The organism is Roseovarius indicus (assembly GCF_008728195.1).
In the GTDB taxonomy this organism is placed as follows: Bacteria; Pseudomonadota; Alphaproteobacteria; order Rhodobacterales; family Rhodobacteraceae; genus Roseovarius; species Roseovarius indicus.
Genome location: NZ_CP031598.1, coordinates 4,128,212 through 4,147,225, shown reverse-complemented (window position 1 = coordinate 4,147,225; position 19,014 = coordinate 4,128,212). Strand labels below are relative to the sequence as shown.

The following is a 19,014-nucleotide window of genomic DNA, read 5'->3' as shown; positions in this document are numbered from 1 at the left end:
GCCCTTCGCCAAGAGCGTAACACAGGCTGTTTCTACCGCGCACAGGCGGGCTGCGGCCCGGAACGGTTGGTTAGGATGTCGCGCTCCTCGGTCACCTTGGCCAACTCGCGCTTCAGCCGCCGGCTCTCAGCTTCATGATCCACGCCGGGCTTTGGAACCGGCTCCGCGAACAGCTTCAGCCACTTGTAAAGAGAATGCGTGCTGACGCCCAAACGCTGCGACACCTCTCGAACCGGAGACCCCCGCACGGTGATCTGATGCACCGCGTCCCGCTTGAACTCATCACTGTAATTGCTTGTCCCCATGTCGGCCTCCTCGCCTCAAAGTAAAGGGGCAAAGCGTCTACAAATCTAGGGGCACCTCACAGACCCAACAGTGACTGTGCACTGTATCGACCCTTGGGAGCACGCGGCATGGATGGACAAGGTGAAAGCCGAGTTCGACGCACCCGATCTGAGCCCGGAGGTGTTTGCCGAAAACGTCAAGGATTGCGCGAACATAACTCAGCACAAAGGATATTCCCCCAAGGACTTCCTCGACTGGTCTGAGCCCGTGGATTTGTTCTTTGACGACGCCGTTCACACGAATCCGATTTTTCTGGAGAACCTTCAGCACTGGGGGAAACTGGTCAAATCGGGCGGGATCGTCTCAGGACACGATTTCGACCCCAACCATTACGACATAATGACCGAGGTATCGCGGCTCGCAAAACGCTGGAAAACCGAGCTTCACGTCCTTGGCGCGGTGTGGTGGATCAAGAAGCCGTAAGTGGCGTCCTCAGCTGATTGGCCACGCGAGCGGAACGCTCAGGGGATTCACGGCTACGACCGGCTTGGATTTCGCACCTTCGCTTGGAGGAGTCCGCGCGCCGCTCCACTGGAAAGCGGCATGATCCTGCCATGAAAAGCGCCACTTCGTCGAAAGCAGTCGATCTCCGGGCAGGGATTCCAAGATAACCGGTGATCTTTCCACCATTCGCCATTGGTGGTGCAGATTTGCTTGCTTTAGTATGTCTGTCACGTCATGAGTACTCTCGTTTACGAGACCGTCGACGGCATTTGCAAGAAACAGGTGATTGTTTATGGAGAATCATCCGATCAGCAATTGGTTGGTAAACCGTGCATTCCCCTTATGGTCCGGCAAAGGGCTGGACAGGTCGAGCGGTCTCGCCTGGGAAGCGCTCGATCACGACGGTCAGCCCCTCGAAGACATGACCAAGCGCCTTCGCGTGCAGGCGCGTCAGGCCTATTGCTTTGCGACCGGCGCCGCCCTTGAACCCGGGCTGGCCGATCTCGGCGACACCGCGCGCGCCCTGTTCGCCACCCTCCTCGACAAGGGCATCCACCGCGACACCGGCCACCTGGCCGCGCAGTTCAATCCCGACGGCACGATCCGGTCGGCGCCGAACGATCTCTATGACGTGGCCTTCGTGTTGCTGGCGGCCTCGGCCCTGATCCGGCTGGGCTACGACATCGCGCCCGAACTGGCCAAGGCAGAGGCCATGCTGGCCCGGCTCAAGGCGCCCAAGGGCTGGCACGAATGCGGTACCGGCGCCGGGATACGCCGCCAGAACCCCCATATGCACCTCTTCGAATGCGCGACCGCGCTGTACGACGCGACCGGCGAGCCGCGGTTCAAGGCCATCGCCGACGAATGCCTCGACCTCTTCCGCACCGTGTTCCTGCAACCCGACGGCTCGGTCTTCGAGCGCTTCGAGCCGGACTGGCAGCCGCGCGTCGCCGATCAGGTGGTCGAACCGGGCCACATGACCGAGTGGATCTTCCTGATCGACGCCTACGAAGAGGTCACCCGCCAGGACACCGGGGTCGATCTCGCCCGCATCTTCGACACGGCCTGGGCGGCGCGCGATGGCTCGGGCGCCCTGCCCGACCACTCGGTTCCGCGGGCCACGACGCGCCGCTGCTGGCCGCAGACCGAGCTGCTCAAGGCCTCGATCGTGCTCGAGCGCCGTGGCCATGCCCTGCCCGGCGGCGCCGACCCGGAAACGATCCTCGCCATGCTTCGGCGTGACTATCTCGACGTGCCGGTCACCGGCGGCTGGTATGACAAGCGCACCACCGATGGCGACCTGGTCTCCGACATGATGCCGGCCTCGACCTTCTATCACATCCTGGTCGCCGTCCGGATGTTTCTCGAACGCGAAGAGGCGCTTGCCGCCGAACCGCCCGCGCTGAGAACGCAGGCGTGACGACACCCGCCGCACATCGCGCCGGACACGCCGCGCCTGTTACACCGTCGCGGCACGGGTAAGCCGACCTTTGGTTGCCGATGAGAAAAAGCGGGCGCTCGTCCACGTTCCCGACCCGCGGAAAGGCGGCCTTCCGGAACCGGTCCTGAAGGCGCTGTCAAACTCCTTCGAGCAAACTTTCCGCGCTGTATGGGGTACCCCTCGGCATCCATCGCGACGACATGAAAGATCTTCTTCCCAATATCGATGCCATACACAGCAGTTTCGGGGTTTGGTTATGTACACACCCGTCAATCCTCCTTGAGTTCAATTGCGCCAACATTGGCGTCTGGATGCGGCGCGGGTCATCCCATTACTGACGACATTGACCAAGCGGCGAGAGGCGGCGCTCAGGGCAATGCGGGATCATGAGATCTCGCAACGCCAGGCCTGCCAGCTTGTCGGTGTCGATCCCAAGACAGTCCGGCGCAGACGCCCGCCGGACTGCCCCGAGATCCGCGAGGAGATGAAGGAGATCGCCGGAAAGCGGCGCCGGTTCGGCTATCGTTGGATCGGTACCCTGCTAGAGCGCAAGGGCATGCTCATGAACCACAAGAAGCTTTATCAGCTCTACCGGGAACAAGGGCTGTCGGTGAAGTGACTGCGTGGACGCGAGCGGGCCCGTGGGTCTCGCACGCTGCTGCCGGAGGCGGCGCATCCCAATGCCCGCTGGTCGCTCGACTTTCTGGCCGACAGCTTCGGCGCCTCGCGCAAGTTCCGCATTCTGGCGGTGATCGGCGATTGCTGCCGGGAAAACCTGTGCCTGATCGCCGACACCAGCATGTCGGTCACCCGTGTCGCCCGCGAGCTGGATGCGCTGGTGCGGAACTACGAAAAGCCCGCTTGCATCGTCAGTGTAACCATCCGGCGTGGGCCGCGGGTTAGCCCGCTCGGCGAAGTTCGGACGCCTTCCAGTTCCATGGCAGCAGATCCGGCACCCGAGAAGCCGTCGTGCCGGGCAGTCTGGCCAGGACATCGGCGAGCCAGGCCTGAGGATCGACGTCGTTCATCTTGGCGGTGACGATCAGGGAATACATGAATGCTGCGCGGTCCCCGCCGCGCTCGGAGCCGGCGAAGAGCCAGGACCTGCGGCCAAGCGCGACACCGCGCAGCGCCCGCTCCGCCGCATTGTTCGTCAGGCAGACCCTGCCATCGTCGAGGAACCGGGTGAAGGCGGGCCAGCGCTCCGCTTTGAACATGTAGTCGATCGCCTTGGCGACCGGATTGTGCCTCGACAGCCGGTCGCGCTCGGCACGCAGCCAGTCATGAAGCTCCTCGACCAGAGGCCGGGACAGCTGGTGCCTGGCCACCTGACGGTCCGCAGCCGTCAGGCCATTGATCCCGCGTTCGATGTCGAAGATCGCGTCTATTCGGGCGACGGCCTCCAGCGCGATTGGGGAGATGTCATGAGCCGGCTTGCCCTTCCGGGCATTCCCCTTGATGTCGGCGAGCTCGAAGAACTTGCGCCGGGCATGGCTCCAGCAGAGCGCAGACTCGACGGGCCCCGGATCGCGGTCGGCGCGGTAGAGGTCATTGTAGCCGCCATAGGCATCGGCTTGCAGAATGCCCTGCCATCCGGCGAGATGCCGGTTGGGGTTGGCCATTCCACGGTCACGCGAGAAGTGGAACAGCGCGGCAGGTGGGCTGTCGCCGCCGAAGGGGCGGTCGTCCCGGACATAGGTCCAGAGCCGCGCGGTTTGCGTGCCGCCCTTCGCCAGCAGCGGCACCGTCGTGTCGTCGCCGTGCAGCCGCTCGGCGGCGAGGACATGCGCGCGGATCAGCGCATGGATCGGCTCGAGCGCAGCAGCGCAGGCCCCGACCTGATCGGCAAGAGTCGAGAGGCTGATCTCGACACCTTCCTTCGCATAGCGTTCGGCCTGGCGGTTCAAAGGCTGGTGCTGGCCGAACTTCTCGAAGAGGATCATCGCCAGCAGGTTCGGACCGGCCCAGCCACGGGGCGTGGGGTGGAACGGCGCCGGCGGCTGGCTGATCTTCTCGCAATGGCGGCAGGTGAACTTCTCCCGGACCGTCTGGATTACCTTCCACTGCCGGGGAATGACTTCGAGCGTCTCGGTGACATCCTCACCCATCTTCACGATGCGATCCGAGCCGCAGCAGGAACAGGCTGTGGGCGCCGCGATCACCACGTGCTCGCGCGGCAGATGCTCCGGGAAGGGCTTGCGCGCCGGACGGCGACGTTTGAGCCCGGCGACGGTCATGGTCTTCGCCACCTTCTCGGCGGCGATCTCGTCTTCGGTGGCCGCGGCCTCGAGTTCCTCGAGCTGCAATTCCATCTGGTCGATCAGGCGGTCGCGGCGTTCCGAGCTGTGGCCGTATTGCTCGCGCCGGAGCTTGGCGATCTCGAGCCGGAGATGCTTGATCATCGCCTCGGAGGTCGAGACCACCGCCCGGGCCTGCCCCAGCTCGCTCTCGGCTGCCGCCGCACGGGCCTCCGAGGCCGCGAGCGCGGCGCGCAATCTGGCGATCTCGGAAGCGGCATCTGACATGGCCAAGACTTACCATTCCGGTATTGGAAAGCCCATGCAAATAAGGCGAATGACGCCGATTTACCCCGCCTTTGCAGGGCGTTGGGTCCAGCGCGGATTGCGCCAGTCGATCCCCTCCAGAAGATACCCGAGCTGGGCCGCAGAGATCTGCACCGCGTCGCCGCTCCCACTGGTTGGCCAGATGAACTTCCCGGCCTCCAGCCGCTTGGTGTAGAGCGACATGCCGACCCCGTCGTGCCACAGCAGTTTGACGAGGTCGCCTTTGCGCCCGCGAAAGCAGAAGATCTCGCCGGCATGCGGATCGCGCCCCAGACCCTGCTGCACCGTCAGCGCCAGGGTGTTCATGCCGCGCCGCATGTCGGTGACCCCGCCTGCGATCCACACTCGCACCCCCGCCGGGAAGGCGATCATCGGCCTTCCAGGGCCGGAAGCAGCCGCGCCAAAACCTCCGGGGCCACCGACGAGGGGACGAGAAGCCGCCGCCCGTTCCTCAGCACGATCTCGAGCTGAACGTCCGGGGTGTCGCGCGGCGTCTCCTGGGCGGTCGCGGGCACTGCCGCAGGCGCCATGGGCGAAACCGCCAGCGAGATGAATGAAGGCGGCGTCTCGTCGCCAAGCTCACCGTCGCGATACTGCCGCCGCCATATCGTCAGCAGCGAGCGCGACACACCATGCCGCCGTGCCGTTGCCGCCACCTGGCGATGCCCCAGAAAACTCTCCTCCACGATCCGGATCTTATCCGTATCGCTCCAATATCGCCGACGCGGCACATCCGCGGCAGAGAGGACTTCGAACTCGGGTCTGAACTTATGGTCGGCCATAAGGTCGGACTTAGCACCGACGTCGAAATCCCGTCAGACGGCCTCCGCCGCAGGGATACTCGTCAGTTACATCGGCAACGAGTTCACCAGCCGCGCCATCCTGAAGTAGGCCGACAAGAACGGGGTGCCCTGGCACTACATCGACCCGGGCAAGCCCCAGCAGAACGCCTTAATTGAAAGCTTCAATGGCAACTTGCGCGACGAGCTCTTGAACGAGAAGATATTCGACACTCTGGACGACGCCGGGTGCAAGCTGGCGCTCTGGCGCTACGATTACAACGCCGTCAGGCCGCACTCGTCTCTGGGAAACCAAACGTCGCTCGCAGCGCGCCGGACGCTTGAGCAATTTGGAGGCTCCGCGCCCAACGCGCTTGCCCAGAAAGACCGCCCAGACTACCAATCTCAAACCGGCAGATTCTCGTAATGAACGAGGGACCCAACGGAGGCAGATCAAATGGGTCATTTTACACTCGTTAGTCTATTTCTCCCAGTAGGCTCCTCTTCCGAGAACACCATAACGCGGGTGATCACCGCAAGACTTCGGAAAAGGCCGGCAGGGTCCAACTTCAGAGCCTGCCGTTTGCCGGCTCCGGCGATTACGAGGCCCAGTGCGGGGCACTGGCCGAGTGTCTTTAGACCAAGGGTTACGCGAGGGTGGCGGTGAGGGGCGGTTTCGGGAACCAGCGCATCCTCCAAGAATGGATCCTCCGCTTCAGGTCGTCCGGGAAACAAAGAGGCGGTATGCCCGTCTTCCCCGATTCCGAGCAGGCCCACTGCCGGAGGCCATGCAATGTCAGCGCGGGCGCGTCGCCATTCAGCGAGGGCTGCATCTGGAACAGTGGCGCTACCGAGGCCTGCGTAATTGAGTGGTCGGCCAGCCTCGGAGAAGAGACGGTGGATCATGCCTTCCGTCGAGTCTGGATCAGAGGGGGCTACTATGCGTTCGTCGCTTGCGACGCAGTCAATTCGGTTCCAATCGAGGTCACGTGTGAGTATGGCTGGCAGGACACGGGTGGGTGTGGATCCGCCTGACACAAGAACGGTAACGCGATCCGGAGTATTCTCCAACGCCGACACCAACTTGCCGGCCAGCCAGTCAGAGCATGCCGCCTCTGCCGCGCCCTTGTTTGAAAAAGGTAAGGTTTCAAGCGTCATCTCGCCCGCCGCAGATTCAAGGGGAAGCTTGGCGGCTACGCCTTTTCGTCATCTTCCTTGAGAAGATCTTCGATGGCGCGAACGATGCTCAACGAGATGATCTCCCTGTGCACTTCTTTTTCCTCGTTCGGTACGGCGAAAATGTCATGAGCGTTGGGTTCCCCCCAATTTTCTGTTGTGACCGCCCGACCGAAGACGCTGTAAAGGGAATAATCAATATCACGCCAAAGGTCGAAAAAATCCTGCTCAGTATAGCCGAAGCGCTCTGCATCATTTTGAGCCTGGTGTTCAAACACCATCATCGGTCGGTTGGCCGAAATCAGTTTCTTTGCGCCGCGAAACGCATGGTATTCGGCGCCTTCGATGTCGGCCTTGATAAAACGGACAGGTGTATGTGCATCTATCAGGTCGTCAAGCCGACGCATCTCAACTTTCTCGACCACGACCTCTGCGTTTTCCGGAACATTCGCCGGTTTGGACAGCGAACTCAGTCCTGAGCCGTGCTTGGGGAGATAGAAGAACTCTGCTTTTGCTTCCTTGTCGGACAAAGCATAGTCTAAATATATTACAATATTCCGTATGTCTTTGACGCCGGAGTGATTGACTTGAGCTCGCAGTTTCTTCTGCATTTCGGGCGCCGCCTCAATTGCGAAGACGGTGCCCTGCCGACCAACGGTTTCCGCCATAGGAATGGTGTGCCGTGCTCGGTGAGCCCCCACATCGACGGCGGTGTCGCCACTGGCTAGCCTGTATCTGTAGGAATGTTCAATAATTGCCTCGCGGAACTGCGCAAGCTTTGCAGGTGAGCCTGTCTTGCAGAGGGCTTTCCAGTATGGGGTCGTATCAATGGTCACTTACATGAATCCTGTTGTTAGTCCGCCAAAATGTCGTAAAGCGCAGCTGCGACATCCAAGTCTTCCTGGGTTTTGATGACATGCCCAGCCATGCGCCCGACCGATATGTATCCGATGCGCCCCGAATACGTTGCACAATTTCCAGACTTGATCGCCCCAAGATAGGTTTCCCGTCTCCATGCCGTTACCGCCCAAACGATGCGCCTGACCGGTATGAGATATTGGCTGTTGGTCTTTTCGGCAAAGGTAAAGTTGACAGGCTCATCCTTGTACAGGCATTCAAGGTTTTCATCGACCACGCTCATGAGCGCGTCGTATTGGTCAGTCTGCATTTCAGCGACGAACTTTTTTAGGTCTGACACCGACAGAAGCGGCGCGATAGAATGGACTTGGTATATGAAGGTGCAATCCTGTTTTTCGAGAAACTCGGCGATGAACTGCTCCGAGGTTGCGTTGTTGTTGCCAAGCTCTTCTGGACGCTGATGAAAATGCGCTCCTTCTGCTTCAGCAATTGGCCCGAAATCCGGATGCTCGGAGTTGACCCAGACTTCATCGAATAGACCTGTCGCAAAACACTTACGTATCGCGTGAACAATCAGGGGCGAGCCGTGGAAGTCTGCCAGATTTTTTTTGGGAAGACGCTGACTGCCCATGCGGGCGGGTATCATCGCAACACTTTTCATTAGCCCCTCGTTGTCTTTGATCTTGATATACCGGATGCCAGTGACCGAAAAAAGGCCGTTTTTTTGCCGCCTTACTTTGCCGCATGATCACTTTGAAAAACTCGGGCCAGCATTGACCATTCTTTGCTAATTCTAAAGGCCATTACGAGCAGTCGTAATCGGCAAGTTTTTGCGCCCCAGACCCGCCACATCGGGCTACGCTCCGGAATTCGCAGACCTGCGTGACTTGCCAGCCCTTTTCTTCTTCCTCTCGGACTTCTCTTCCAAGAGAATGGCGCGAAGGGAGTACCCCATGGCCCGCGGGTCTTTGAGTTCGCCAGTCTCCAGCCTCAGGGGGGAAGGGTTGCGTATTTCAAGCGAGATCGTCAGCGACGTCCTAGCCTCAGCTCCCTGCGCCGGCACTTCGAACTCAAGGCTATGCCTGGGACTGTTGAAAGGAATCGTTACCACCCCGACGTCCGCGCCGTCGATAGAAAACCTGATAATGCGGTCTCCAGAGTCCTGGCCTTTCTGATGTTGATGGCCAGTCAGGACAAGCTTGAGTGGCGCGTTTGTTGCGGGAAAAGTCAGGTCAAGTCGGGCATAGCGACTACAGGTCCAGGCGCCCAATTGTTCCACCGAGCTCCAGCCGGGGCCGACCTTATCGCCCTTTGAGAGAAGCGTGTTCAACTCTCGTTTCGAGTTCAAAGGAATGCTGAGTGGTGATGGCTTCCAGCCAGCGGAAATGGACGTGCCGCGTAACAGGCCCATATCCTCTGCAAACTGCGCAGAGGCCGGACTCCCGGGCATGGTCAGAGCCATGTGTTGCCAAATATTCTCGGCAAGTTCCATTTCGTTCTGAGCCAGCGCCGCCTTGATTGCCTCTGCGTAAGCAGCTCCCTCGGTTGGTCGTTCGGCTAAGCATCGCGCGGTTGAATTCAGCGCAATGCTAGGCGGGGTAACCAAATTTGCAGTTTGAGCGGACTTGAGCCACAGGCCAAATGGTCCGTTGCACTCCAACTGTTCACTCGCTCTGTTCAGGATATGGCTTGCCCATTTGACCTTGCCTATCGACTGAAGGTGCCGCGCGGTTGTAATGTTACTCCTGTCCGTCTCGCTGACTGAGTTAACCAGATCGTCCAGGCTTGGAGCTTCCGAAAACGAGTACTCGGACCTTGCTGCCGCAAATCGCTCGTCGGTACCTTTGTCCCAGCCCATACGTGCATCAACCGCGCCATAGATGGCGGCCTCGGAAAATCGTTTCTGGGCGAGAGCCATCGAACTTTGGTTCAACCCGTTCCAAGTGTCCTTTTCCGTCAAAAGTCTTACGCAGGCGTCGACAAAGGATGGCGCATCTTCCGCTAGAATACAGAAATCATCGGCCACCGCCTCCAAGCCTTCAATTGCCGCAGGCAGGCAGACACTGGGCAGACCAGCGCAGATCGCTTCCACGGTCTTAATCTTGAGGCCGGTGCCGACAAGCGTTGGATTGATGGCCACGCTGCTTGTGCCCAGCAGCCCCATCAACGTCTCGCGCTCGACGGGTCCATGCCGTTCGATCCCGGGAATTGAAGCATCAACGTGCTGCGAAATCGCGCCGCATATTACCAGCTTTGCGTGAGACACGACCCGCTGGACCTTGCTCCAGCAATTGTTGAGAAACCAGTCAATTGCGACCTGGTTCATTGGATTGTTACTGGCGTGAAAGATCAGGCGCCGCTTGTCGAACGCCGTGGGGAAGACCTTGTAAAGCGCACACTCCTTAAGGCCATCATACTCGCAGAGTTCGATTGGATTGGTCACCCCGATTTCTTTGAAGTAGGCCTGTTCGCTGGTCGAGATGGCGAGGATGGTTGCACCCGGCACGGCATTGAGCACATCCCTTTCCATGTCGGGCGTGCAGCGCCGGTACATCGTATCAAAAGGCTTGCCATCGAACTTGAGTGGCAAGCGTGACAAGGCGTCATGGGTTACGATGGTGACCGGGGGGAGCGGGCGTATTGGCGCGAGTTCGCAAGCGATGCGGATCATATGCGTGTAATTGCAAACAATCGAATGGTATTCGTTTGATCGGTACAGCGCACGCGCCGTGCGGACAACGGAATCCGGCACGATGTAGAACGGATGGTAATGTGAGGCATCCTCTAGCAACCTGTCGAATATTTCCGACTCCGCCGGCGACCGGTTCATCTGGCGCAATTCTTCGGTTACGTGGCGTCTCAGCCGAGTGGACGGCTCCGCCGTCCAGTTCGGAAAGGGCAACGGAAACACACGGACGCGGTCGCCGAACTGGTGGAACATACGTTCGGGCAAAACATGACCGACCAAAAGCAGGTCAACGTCGAACCCCTGGGAGATGAGGTGCGTGATAAAATTGCGGGTAACAATCCTGTTGCCCTGGTTCGCGGGATCTGGCGGAACGATGGACGCGAAAAGAACCCGTGGCCGATCCTTTGCGGGCACCTGGGGCAATGCGATACGACTTTTGCGGAAATTGTCGCTCATCCGGAGTACCTTGTTGGCGCCGGGGTTTTCCACGGGCGAAGGATACACGGACTGACCATGCCAAAGATCGGATTTCTCACGGAAACTTGCGAGCCGCGCCGGACGTGCATGATCCGCAGCCGGGGCAAGATCGAGCAAAATGTATACAGCAGCCTTGTCGAACGCGATATCCTGAATACCGCGTACCGATCCGTCCTGAAAGATGAGTGCGTCGTTCCTGACAACTCTGGCGCCAGGAGACAGGTTGATGATTCGGCCGGATTTGTCACCCATCGACCAATGGGGCTTGTCTGGCCATCCGTCTGCGCTTTCGTCAGCGGGTTGGTCCAGCCCGACATGGCTTGTCGAGGGTATGAGATCGAACTCCGGCATTTCAGAACCGAACACGTTCAGCGGTTCGCTCAGTCGGGCGACGTAACCGTAGCCGTTGTCAACGAACCGTTCGATTTCTATCTCTTTCGAGCCGTCAACGACAAGCGAAACCGGAAGCGACGGATCAAAAGCGTCTATGGCTTCATACGGCAGGAGAACAACGCGCGAGCCTGACGTGCCGTCACCGCTCCAGAAGCCCTTTGACCAGTTCTCGGCAGAGACATGTACCGGCGACACGCCGGTAGCGCGGTCGACCCTGACCAATGCGTTGGGATACCCCTCGTTGTCAGGGTCGATCTCGACGCCGAAATGGAGGTTTGCAACCTTGCCCTTGTAGTCTATCGATTCAATCCTGACGATCCTGCCTGAAGCCAAGCGTATCGTGTCACCGGCATGCGGTCTTCTTGATTGATGCGGCGTGATGCAGGCAACGACCCCGGCGCTCTTGTTGCCCGGGCGGCGCAGAACACCGCAATTCCAGTGTTCGTTCGTTAGGTCGGCAATCTCGATAATACCCTGACCATGATCATGAACGGGAATATGAGCATGGAGACCGGGAAAGGGCGGCACTCCGGAAAAAACGTCGATGATCTGGTCGTCCGCAAACAGGTAAAAAACCGGATCACTCATGTGCAAGTTGGTCTGGGGAACGATGAACTCCACGTCCCCTTCGACCACATCGGCATGCACCCAAGTTATCTGGTCATGAGAGAAGGATATTCGGTCCACATTCTTGCTGGCTTTGAGCGTTAGTTTGGTTTGGCCGGGCTCTTCCTCCAAGTCAGTAAGTGATAGCGTCGCGTTCAGCGATTGCGCCGACTGCTTCAGTCGAATCTGTTCTTGAAGCACAACCGCGCCGTGAGCATCACGCAGCGTTATCGTCAGTTCCTTATCCTTATCCGTCCAGTCCGGTAGGTGCGCGGAAACCTCGAATATGACTTCACCGAACCGCCTGTCTATCTCCTTTATGCACACAGGCACAGCTTCCATGACCTTTCCTTCGATCGTACCGGTGACGTGACGGGTCGGCGCGCACATCAGGACAGAGAGAAGGTAGGCGTTTTCGCCGGTTTTCCGGAAACTGCGCAATAGCGCTGGCATGGCGGGGACGGAGTTGATGTTCGCGTCTGCATCGCTTAGAACAAACGGCCCCCAGCAGGCATGACCACGTGTATCAGGGGTTGCGCGGATGGCGTTCATGCTGCGCAAGAGGATATCGGACAGACGCAACGCCACCTCGTCGATGTCGACGATGGACCTGACGGCGGCGTGCAATGTTTCCTGCCTTGGCTCCCGCTCCAAGGCTTCTGCCAGGGCATCTCCCAAGGCTGCAACGTCACCGACCGGCGCAAAATGCGCCACAGATCCGACGGTTTCCTCAAGAACTTCAAGATCGTAGCAGGCGACTTCCGTTCCCATGTAGGCGGCTTCGACCGGCGGATAGCCGAAACCTTCGAAACGGCTGGGGAATAGCAGTGCTTGGGCCTTTCCGATCAAAACGAACTTCTCGGCGTCGGAAATCGCGGTGTGAAACTCAACTTTTGCGCCTGCCGGTATGAAGCGCGCCTTCAAGTCCTCGGCGAATACAGAGTCGATCGGACCTCCGGCGACGATCTTAAGCGTTCTGCCGGCAAGTATTTCGGGGTCAAGTTCGAGAAGGTCTGCCCCTCCTTTGTGGGCATCGCTCGAACGAACAAACGCGATGACGGAACCGTCTTTCGGCTTGTTGAGGCCGCCCGCTGCCGCAAGGCTGTTGATGGGCGGGCCGCATACTTCGAACCTCAGATCCTCAGGATTAACGGCATCGTAGAACTCTCGCGCGTAAAGGTCGCTTGTCCGCAGGCTCGAAATCACCAAGCCAGACTCGGCAACCGCCCGGCGCCAATACTCCCACAAACGAAGATCGCGCGGTGCCGGCGACACTGCATTGAACCAGTTGCCGCTTTCGAAATTGATAAGTGCCATGCGCGCCCTGGCGCCACGGGCGAATTCGAAGACTGCTTCGTAAAACTCCGGCAGGAAGATACCGGTCGGTATCAGAATGACGTAATCAAAATTCTCCTTCGGTATGGAACTGCGGAAATCTGGCGTGAAAACATATTTCACCTGACCCGGTGCAAGAGGATCGAGATCATCGACGAACCGGGGACGCTTGTTCGTTATGAAAGTAACATCCATCCCGATGCGTGCGAGCGCATAGGCGACAATCAGGGCGTGATAGCGCCCGCCGGAATACATAGAATCGTTGTTCGTTCCAGCGATTGCGATGCGCATTGGGGAAGAGGTTTTGATCATTGTTCTAATTCAGAATCATGTAGAAAGGTTTCGGCCTGAGTGTCTTAGGAGATCGTATCCGCAAGTGCATCCTCGAAATCCATACGCTCGAACACGTGCAGATTGCCCCCGCGCGTGGCGTTGCGAATAAAGCCGCCGTCCATCTCCATCGCCAAGCGTGCAGAATAGAATGACGGAAGAATGTTCTCGATAGAAGGCGGGCACCAGGCGCGGCCGCTTCTGTAGTTTGAAATGAAGTGATTGCCGTCGCCGGTGGCCGTGCGGAAGGCGCTGGAACCCCGCCGCGGCGGCATGAACTTGAAAGTAAAATCGGCCCCGTACATGTACCACTTCCGAATACCGAGATAATATCCAATCTGCAGCGCGACATAGACGGAGGACCCGCCTGGCGTCACGAAGTCGGCAGCGTTGGTAGAGAAAAGTGAAGGGGAGACGCTTATCTGTCTGACCCAGATGTAGTCGCCTACAAGATCCGGCGCCTCCTCATGAGCTACGAAGACGGTCCCGCCGGAACTGTCGACCACCTCCTGACCGAAATCCTCGATCATCTGCAGGTCGCCTGTTACCGTGAATTTGGGGCGAAGTTTCGTGTCTTCATGGGCTAGGTAGAACCGATTAAACCCAAAGCAAAGACATTCTGACTCTGCCAATTGGTCGAGATCTTCCAGACGGACGCTGGGACCATTTCCGATGAGCCAACCCACACGGCCCCTGTAACTATCCCGCAAAGATTCAAGAAGTACGGATGAGACGCTTCGCTTGTTGAAGAGATGGAACCGGGTGAATTTTTGACCGAAATTCTCTGGTGGTAATACGGTCAGGCTGTCCCGATTGAACGGAAAATCGCCTGTCTGACGGTAGAGAAAAGGACCATCATCATCTCTAAGAACCGGTTCTTCCTGATACAACTTCTTGCCAAGCTGGATACGCGTGTCTGGCATGCGGCTCCAGTATTGCACTTCGGCCTTGGATCTGTCGTGCAAGGTGGACATGGAGATGAGCCCGGCAACTTGTACTTCGAGGTCGCTGGGAACTCTAATACTTGCTACATGCCAGCCCCAGGCGTCGATATCGACGATAACATCTTCCAAGTCGACGTCATCTCGCAAAGCAGCCGATCCCCGAAATCTCGCTCCCTCATAATTTGGATTAGGCGCCATCTCCGTTATCCAAGCATTGAGGAGTCCATCCGGGTCCCCTTTCTCAAGCCGAACCTGGCCCGTTATGCACCCGGCAGGAGCGCTTCCTTTGCATTCACATATCGCGTCATAGAGCCGAACTGCGGGATGAAACATCGCCCTTACCAGCGAGATATCGGTTTCGAGGTTCCGGGCGACGAGCGCGCCCGTCTCTGCCTCGTCGTCCGGCATCTCTACCTGCAGGGCATCGGAGATCGCCTTGAGTGTCGCCAACGGATCAATACAGGTCAGATTGTCATCTTCCAATTCGTGGCCCGCTGGCCAGACAATGCTGCACCCGTTCAGCATTGACCAAGTCAGGAGTGGTACCATGTTGCTTTCGGTACCGAGAATGGCACAGGCAGCGGCCTCCTCAAGTGTTTCTCCCTCCGTGTCAAATACGAATAGCGGGCCGACGCCGCGCTGGGCAAGGGCCTCCGAGAATGCCGGTGTCACTGCGAATTCGCTGAAGTCCCTAGTAACTTTCTGCAGAGAATTATCCGTCAGGCTCTCGGGGTCGCCGATTACTGCAATCCGGTTGCCTCTGGTCGTGGGGCTGACGTTGTCCGTTGCCGGCTCGAACGCATCGGGTATGATTTCAACGGTACGCGAACCGATCAGACCGGGGTCGATCTGGTCGGCATGGCGCGTCCAGATTTCTGTCGCGCATTCCGGAACCGTGCCGTAGCCGTCTGCGAGCGAAATCACACGCAAACCGGACCCAAGGAGATCGTCGGTAAGATCGGAGTCGCCAGCCAAGATCACGGTTTCGGCCTGGCTTTCTACCAGGAACGTATAGAACTCTGATTTGAGAGCTTCCGGGGTGGTCTTCACGTAACGTTTGCCGGAAAAGCGTTCGTCTGAAGTGGTTGCGACTTCAAGCCGCCAGGTTTCCACACACTGGCATAGCCCGCGCCAAATCGAGTGCACCCGTGACTTTTCAAACCGGTTCGCCAGCGCTGACTGTCCCACAACCAGTAGAACGGAAGGGTGATCATTAGTCATGATTTTATCCAAGTCGATTTAGTCTACTGAATACTCGGCCTGCCCAACGACCATGTCGACAACAGTTGTTAGCCAAAGCATGTGGACCGCTTCGACCACATTATATGCAAACGAGCCAATCCAGAAGTTGATGTCACCTATTCCGCGTAGCGGGTTGTCTGGAGATTTGCCCGAGAATGTAACGATTTTCAGACCGTGGTCTCTGGCATACTCAGCCGCTTTGACGACGTTCGGTGACGTGCCGCTGACGGAGGTCAGGACAACGGCGTCGCCTTCGTCCGCATAGCATTCCAAGGCGCGCGCCATCCAGTTTTCATAACCATAGTCGTTGGAAAACGCAGTAATGAGGTTTGGCTCATTGAAATCCATCGAGCGGACCTTCGCCTGCTTGGTGAAGTCCACGGCACCGTGCGACGAAATGGACGCGCTGGCGCCGTTTCCCGCGAACATCATCTTCTTGCCATTCGCGCGGATGTTGATTGCGAGTTCGCGAAATTCCTTCAGCTTCACGTAAACGTCTGTTTCGAAAGCCGGGGAAAACCGTTTGAAGTAATCGTCGAGCCACGCGTTCCAATCAGACATTATTGATGATCCTCTCAGCAGTCTGCAGTCAATTACGATTCTATAGCGAACGCTGGTCCCAGCATCCGCATCATTATGTCGGTTGAAGCCGGGTGGCCAGCAACACTGTTTTGGTCAGCTTCCATGAGTGCACCCGGTTTCGTCCAGTCTGCGGTGTCTGCGGCAGATTGCCATTCACCGCCCGCTTCACGAACAATCAAACCACCGGCAGCCTCGTCCCAGACCCTTGCCTCCCGAGATGCGACTGCGGCAAAGTGACCCATAGCGGCCCCGCAAAGGTGAAGTGCCTGAGATCCCAGATTGCGTATTTTTCCAACGCTCCTGACCGATTTGTAGGCAATCGGATAACTTTGGAGCCAGTCAATCAGACCTGTCGATAGAACGATCAGTTCACTTTGGGGAGATTTCGGCATGCTCACGGGCCGGCCATTGAACGTTGCGCCCTGATCTCTTTGCGCGCTCCAAATGTTGCCATCGGTACAAGACACAACCGCTGCGAGCCGGGGGCCAAGCGGGTCGACAAGCGCTACGGACACCGCGTAAAACGGCAACCCGGCAATCAGGTTGGCCGTGCCGTCAAGAGGATCGATCATCCAGTAGGTGTCGAGGCTTGCCGGTGCGTCAGCCACCCGTTCCTCGCTGAGTACTGGAACGTCGGCGATCTTCGGGAGCTCGTCGCTGAGCAGCCGGTCTATCGCTGTGTCAATATCTGTGACGTGATCTTGGTGGGACTTTTTATGTACTTTACGGGGGCTACGCGTCGTCAGCTCGACGGCCTTGCTGAGTATAGTTGGGATTCTTGCGCTGAAATTTCGATCATTCATTGAGAGCCACGTTGCGCCACAAATGCCAAAACCAATTGATCGCTCATAAGAACACTTATTTTATCACCGTCGGAAAAAGGACAGCAAGACGTAATGCCGCCGGTCGCAACCCAATCGCCCGGAGCCGGGGAGAAACCAAGCCCGCGGGCCAGTCCGAGAAATTCGGAAAGTATGGCGCCGGGAGACGCGATCAGCGAATCAAGCCCAGCCTCGGACAGGCATTCGCCTTCTCTCCAAAGAGAAAACAGTTTGCCGTACATGTCAGGGAGCGGACCGTCCTGTGTTGGTCCGAGTACAAGCGCCCCGGCGCCGCAACGATCGGCCACGAGGGCCTCTACGCCAGCGGCGGGTAGGTTCTTCAAGGCCGAAGCGGGCATTTCAAGGCTGACGCACCAAGCATCGTAGCCCTCGCCGTCAGCGGATATCCTAAGGGAAATCTCGACTTCTCCCTGAAGTTGGCAAAGCGACAGACCCGGGGCAATTTTCGGGGACGACATGATCTCTGTTTCGTGGAGAGGTCCGAAGTATGGTTTAGAAACGTTGAAGGCAGCCTGCGTGCCGTGGTTGGAGCCGCCAAGCTTCCAGCCCTTCCATACCTTGCAATCGTTTCTGACGATTTCGAGGAGTCCGTCGTACGCTGTCGAGATATCTGTCGGGATGTCCGCGTGATCGATCGAAAATCGTTCTGTTGGCGTAATACGGTTTCTAATGTAAGTCATGTCTAAAGTTTGATACCGGTCCAGAGCGTTACGCAAAACCTATTAGCACCGCTTGAATGAAAAGATACACACCATTTTTTGACAATAATGTTTTGTCGACCGACGCACGCTGATAAAGGATCGACGCTGTTATACCCTTGGTTGAGCGCGGCTGAAGAGAGGCACGCCTCGATAAGCGCTCGGTCGCTGGATTGAGTTCTGGTCCTGGACTTCAGGAGTTATCCGAGGTCCGAGGTAAGCTTATCGGACATGCGTCTGAAGAGGCCCCTCCTGTACAGCCACAGGTTGCCGTCATGGATTTTTGCTGAAGGGGGGCAAGCCTTGGAGTTTAAAAAACCGTGAAGCCGCAGACAGCGCACATTATCACGTTAGTTCGCTGAAATCGTCTTGACCTTGTCGCGTCGACGTTCAAAAAGGGAAGAAGACTGGAAGAGGAGAGCGGTTTGACTGAAGAAAAGGGGCAGGACAACCCACTGGAGTCTGAAAGCGCCGCTGTCACAGGTCTACTCAGAAAAATCTCTAGGGAGCTTTCGATCGACCAAGTGCGTGAGCCGGAGTACACTGACCGGAAATTCTTCGTCATTTGCATGACGCCGCGGTCAGGCAGCAGTTATCTCGGTTCCGTGCTTGCAGCGAACGAAATCGCGAACGTGCAGGAACATTTTCGCATTCAGGGCGGATCAATTGAGCGGGATGCCGAAAAGCTAGATGACAAGACGTATGAAGCGTATTTTCGCAAAAAAGTCGAGCACCTCACGAGCAAAAATGGTTTATTCGGGGTTAAGTGCGACTGGCCGCAATACGCACCGATTTACGTTTCAGGACTGCACGCGCATTACTTGCGCGATGCGGAGTTCTTCTACCTTACGCGATCCGACATTCTGGCGCAGGCCATTTCTCGCTACGTCGCCACCGAGTCGAATTATTTCCACAGCGTGAACGAACTTCCCGAAGGAGGTAAGATCGAAGTTGGATTCGACTACGACAAGATTCGTCACCATATGGAGCACCTGATTAGAATGCAGAGTGACTGGGAGCGGTTATTTGCCTCTGAGGGTCTCAAGGTTCATCGCATATCGTATGAAGAGCTGGCAAGTGACCCCAAGAAAATCCTGAATGAAGTTTCTTCCGTACTTGGTCAAAAAATTGACAAGGCCGTGGTGGATACGGATTTTAAAGTTGTACGTACCGAACTCAACGAGAAACTGCGTGAGCAGTATGTGAAAGAGCACCGTAGGCGCTTGGCGGCCGTTGAATGGCTCAAGTGAGCCTTATTGCAACGGCGGA

At 57.8% G+C, this 19,014-nt stretch carries 14 protein-coding genes and 3 pseudogenes; 5 read left to right on the top strand and 12 right to left on the bottom strand.

Features of this window, described 5'->3' with window-relative positions; genetic code table 11:
• Positions 1-71: 71 nt before the first annotated feature.
• Positions 72-305: pseudogene (locus tag RIdsm_RS20050) on the bottom strand (transposase); the annotation flags it as partial.
• 112 nt (positions 306-417) lie between these two features.
• On the opposite strand from RIdsm_RS20050, the gene RIdsm_RS20045 reads away from it, so the two are divergent.
• From RIdsm_RS20045 to RIdsm_RS20035, 3 genes and pseudogenes are all read left to right on the top strand, one after another.
• On the top strand, positions 418-768 hold the full coding sequence (locus RIdsm_RS20045; protein ID WP_057822130.1) for a class I SAM-dependent methyltransferase: 351 nt from the start codon (positions 418-420) through the stop codon (positions 766-768).
• 442 nt (positions 769-1,210) lie between these two features.
• The gene (locus RIdsm_RS20040) at positions 1,211-2,209 is read left to right on the top strand and encodes an AGE family epimerase/isomerase (protein ID WP_244955841.1); all 999 of its coding nucleotides are present in this window, start codon (positions 1,211-1,213) and stop codon (positions 2,207-2,209) included.
• 355 nt (positions 2,210-2,564) lie between these two features.
• Positions 2,565-3,104: pseudogene (locus RIdsm_RS20035) on the top strand (transposase family protein); the annotation flags it as partial.
• Positions 3,105-3,129: 25 nt separating this feature from the next.
• Here the strand turns inward: RIdsm_RS20035 and tnpC are convergent.
• Genes tnpC through tnpA form a run of 3 tightly spaced genes read right to left on the bottom strand, consistent with a single transcriptional unit; the run spans position 3,130 to position 5,480 of the window.
• Positions 3,130-4,755 (bottom strand): IS66 family transposase, encoded by a 1,626-nt coding sequence (gene tnpC, locus RIdsm_RS20030; RefSeq protein ID WP_057818243.1) that lies wholly within the window; start codon positions 4,753-4,755, stop codon positions 3,130-3,132.
• Between the two features lie 60 nt (positions 4,756-4,815).
• Complete coding sequence (gene tnpB, locus RIdsm_RS20025; RefSeq protein ID WP_057818241.1) at positions 4,816-5,166, bottom strand: IS66 family insertion sequence element accessory protein TnpB; 351 nt, start codon at positions 5,164-5,166, stop codon at positions 4,816-4,818.
• Positions 5,163-5,480: an IS66-like element accessory protein TnpA gene (gene tnpA / locus RIdsm_RS20020; protein ID WP_236553355.1), complete on the bottom strand. Its 318-nt coding sequence runs from the start codon at positions 5,478-5,480 to the stop codon at positions 5,163-5,165. Before tnpA ends, tnpB begins: the two co-directional genes overlap by 4 nt.
• Positions 5,481-5,628: 148 nt before the next feature.
• Here tnpA and RIdsm_RS20015 point away from each other — a divergent pair.
• Positions 5,629-6,000 (top strand): annotated as a pseudogene (locus tag RIdsm_RS20015) (integrase core domain-containing protein); the annotation flags it as partial.
• Positions 6,001-6,035: 35 nt separating this feature from the next.
• Here RIdsm_RS20015 and RIdsm_RS30900 read toward each other — a convergent pair.
• The 8 genes from RIdsm_RS30900 to RIdsm_RS19975 all read right to left on the bottom strand — a co-directional run bounded on the left by RIdsm_RS30900 (position 6,036) and on the right by RIdsm_RS19975 (position 17,727).
• Positions 6,036-6,731 (bottom strand): 6-phosphogluconolactonase, encoded by a 696-nt coding sequence (locus RIdsm_RS30900; protein WP_074940590.1) that lies wholly within the window; start codon positions 6,729-6,731, stop codon positions 6,036-6,038.
• A gap of 35 nt (positions 6,732-6,766) precedes the next feature.
• Positions 6,767-7,585, bottom strand: coding sequence for an FkbM family methyltransferase (locus RIdsm_RS20005; RefSeq protein ID WP_074940587.1), 819 nt, complete (start codon positions 7,583-7,585; stop codon positions 6,767-6,769).
• 17 nt (positions 7,586-7,602) lie between these two features.
• Positions 7,603-8,253, bottom strand: a complete 651-nt coding sequence (locus RIdsm_RS20000; protein WP_217625273.1) for an acylneuraminate cytidylyltransferase family protein — start codon at positions 8,251-8,253, stop codon at positions 7,603-7,605.
• Between the two features lie 210 nt (positions 8,254-8,463).
• Entirely contained in the window at positions 8,464-13,398 is a 4,935-nt protein-coding gene (locus tag RIdsm_RS19995) for a glycosyltransferase family 4 protein (protein ID WP_057818231.1), read from the bottom strand.
• 65 nt (positions 13,399-13,463) lie between these two features.
• Positions 13,464-15,614: a hypothetical protein gene (locus tag RIdsm_RS19990; RefSeq protein WP_143100536.1), complete on the bottom strand. Its 2,151-nt coding sequence runs from the start codon at positions 15,612-15,614 to the stop codon at positions 13,464-13,466.
• A 6-nt stretch (positions 15,615-15,620) separates the two neighbouring features.
• Positions 15,621-16,184, bottom strand: a complete 564-nt coding sequence (locus tag RIdsm_RS19985) for a D-sedoheptulose-7-phosphate isomerase (protein WP_057818228.1) — start codon at positions 16,182-16,184, stop codon at positions 15,621-15,623.
• Between the two features lie 32 nt (positions 16,185-16,216).
• A complete protein-coding gene (locus RIdsm_RS19980) occupies positions 16,217-17,008 on the bottom strand; it encodes an inositol monophosphatase family protein (RefSeq protein ID WP_057818226.1) in 792 nt (263 codons plus the stop codon).
• Positions 17,005-17,727, bottom strand: coding sequence for a hypothetical protein (locus tag RIdsm_RS19975; RefSeq protein ID WP_057818223.1), 723 nt, complete (start codon positions 17,725-17,727; stop codon positions 17,005-17,007). The genes RIdsm_RS19980 and RIdsm_RS19975 overlap by 4 nt, the downstream gene beginning before the upstream one ends.
• Before the next feature lie 443 nt (positions 17,728-18,170).
• Here RIdsm_RS19975 and RIdsm_RS19970 point away from each other — a divergent pair, with 443 nt between their 5' ends.
• On the top strand, positions 18,171-18,995 hold the full coding sequence (locus RIdsm_RS19970) for a Stf0 family sulfotransferase (protein WP_057818221.1): 825 nt from the start codon (positions 18,171-18,173) through the stop codon (positions 18,993-18,995).
• Positions 18,996-19,014: the final 19 nt, after the last annotated feature.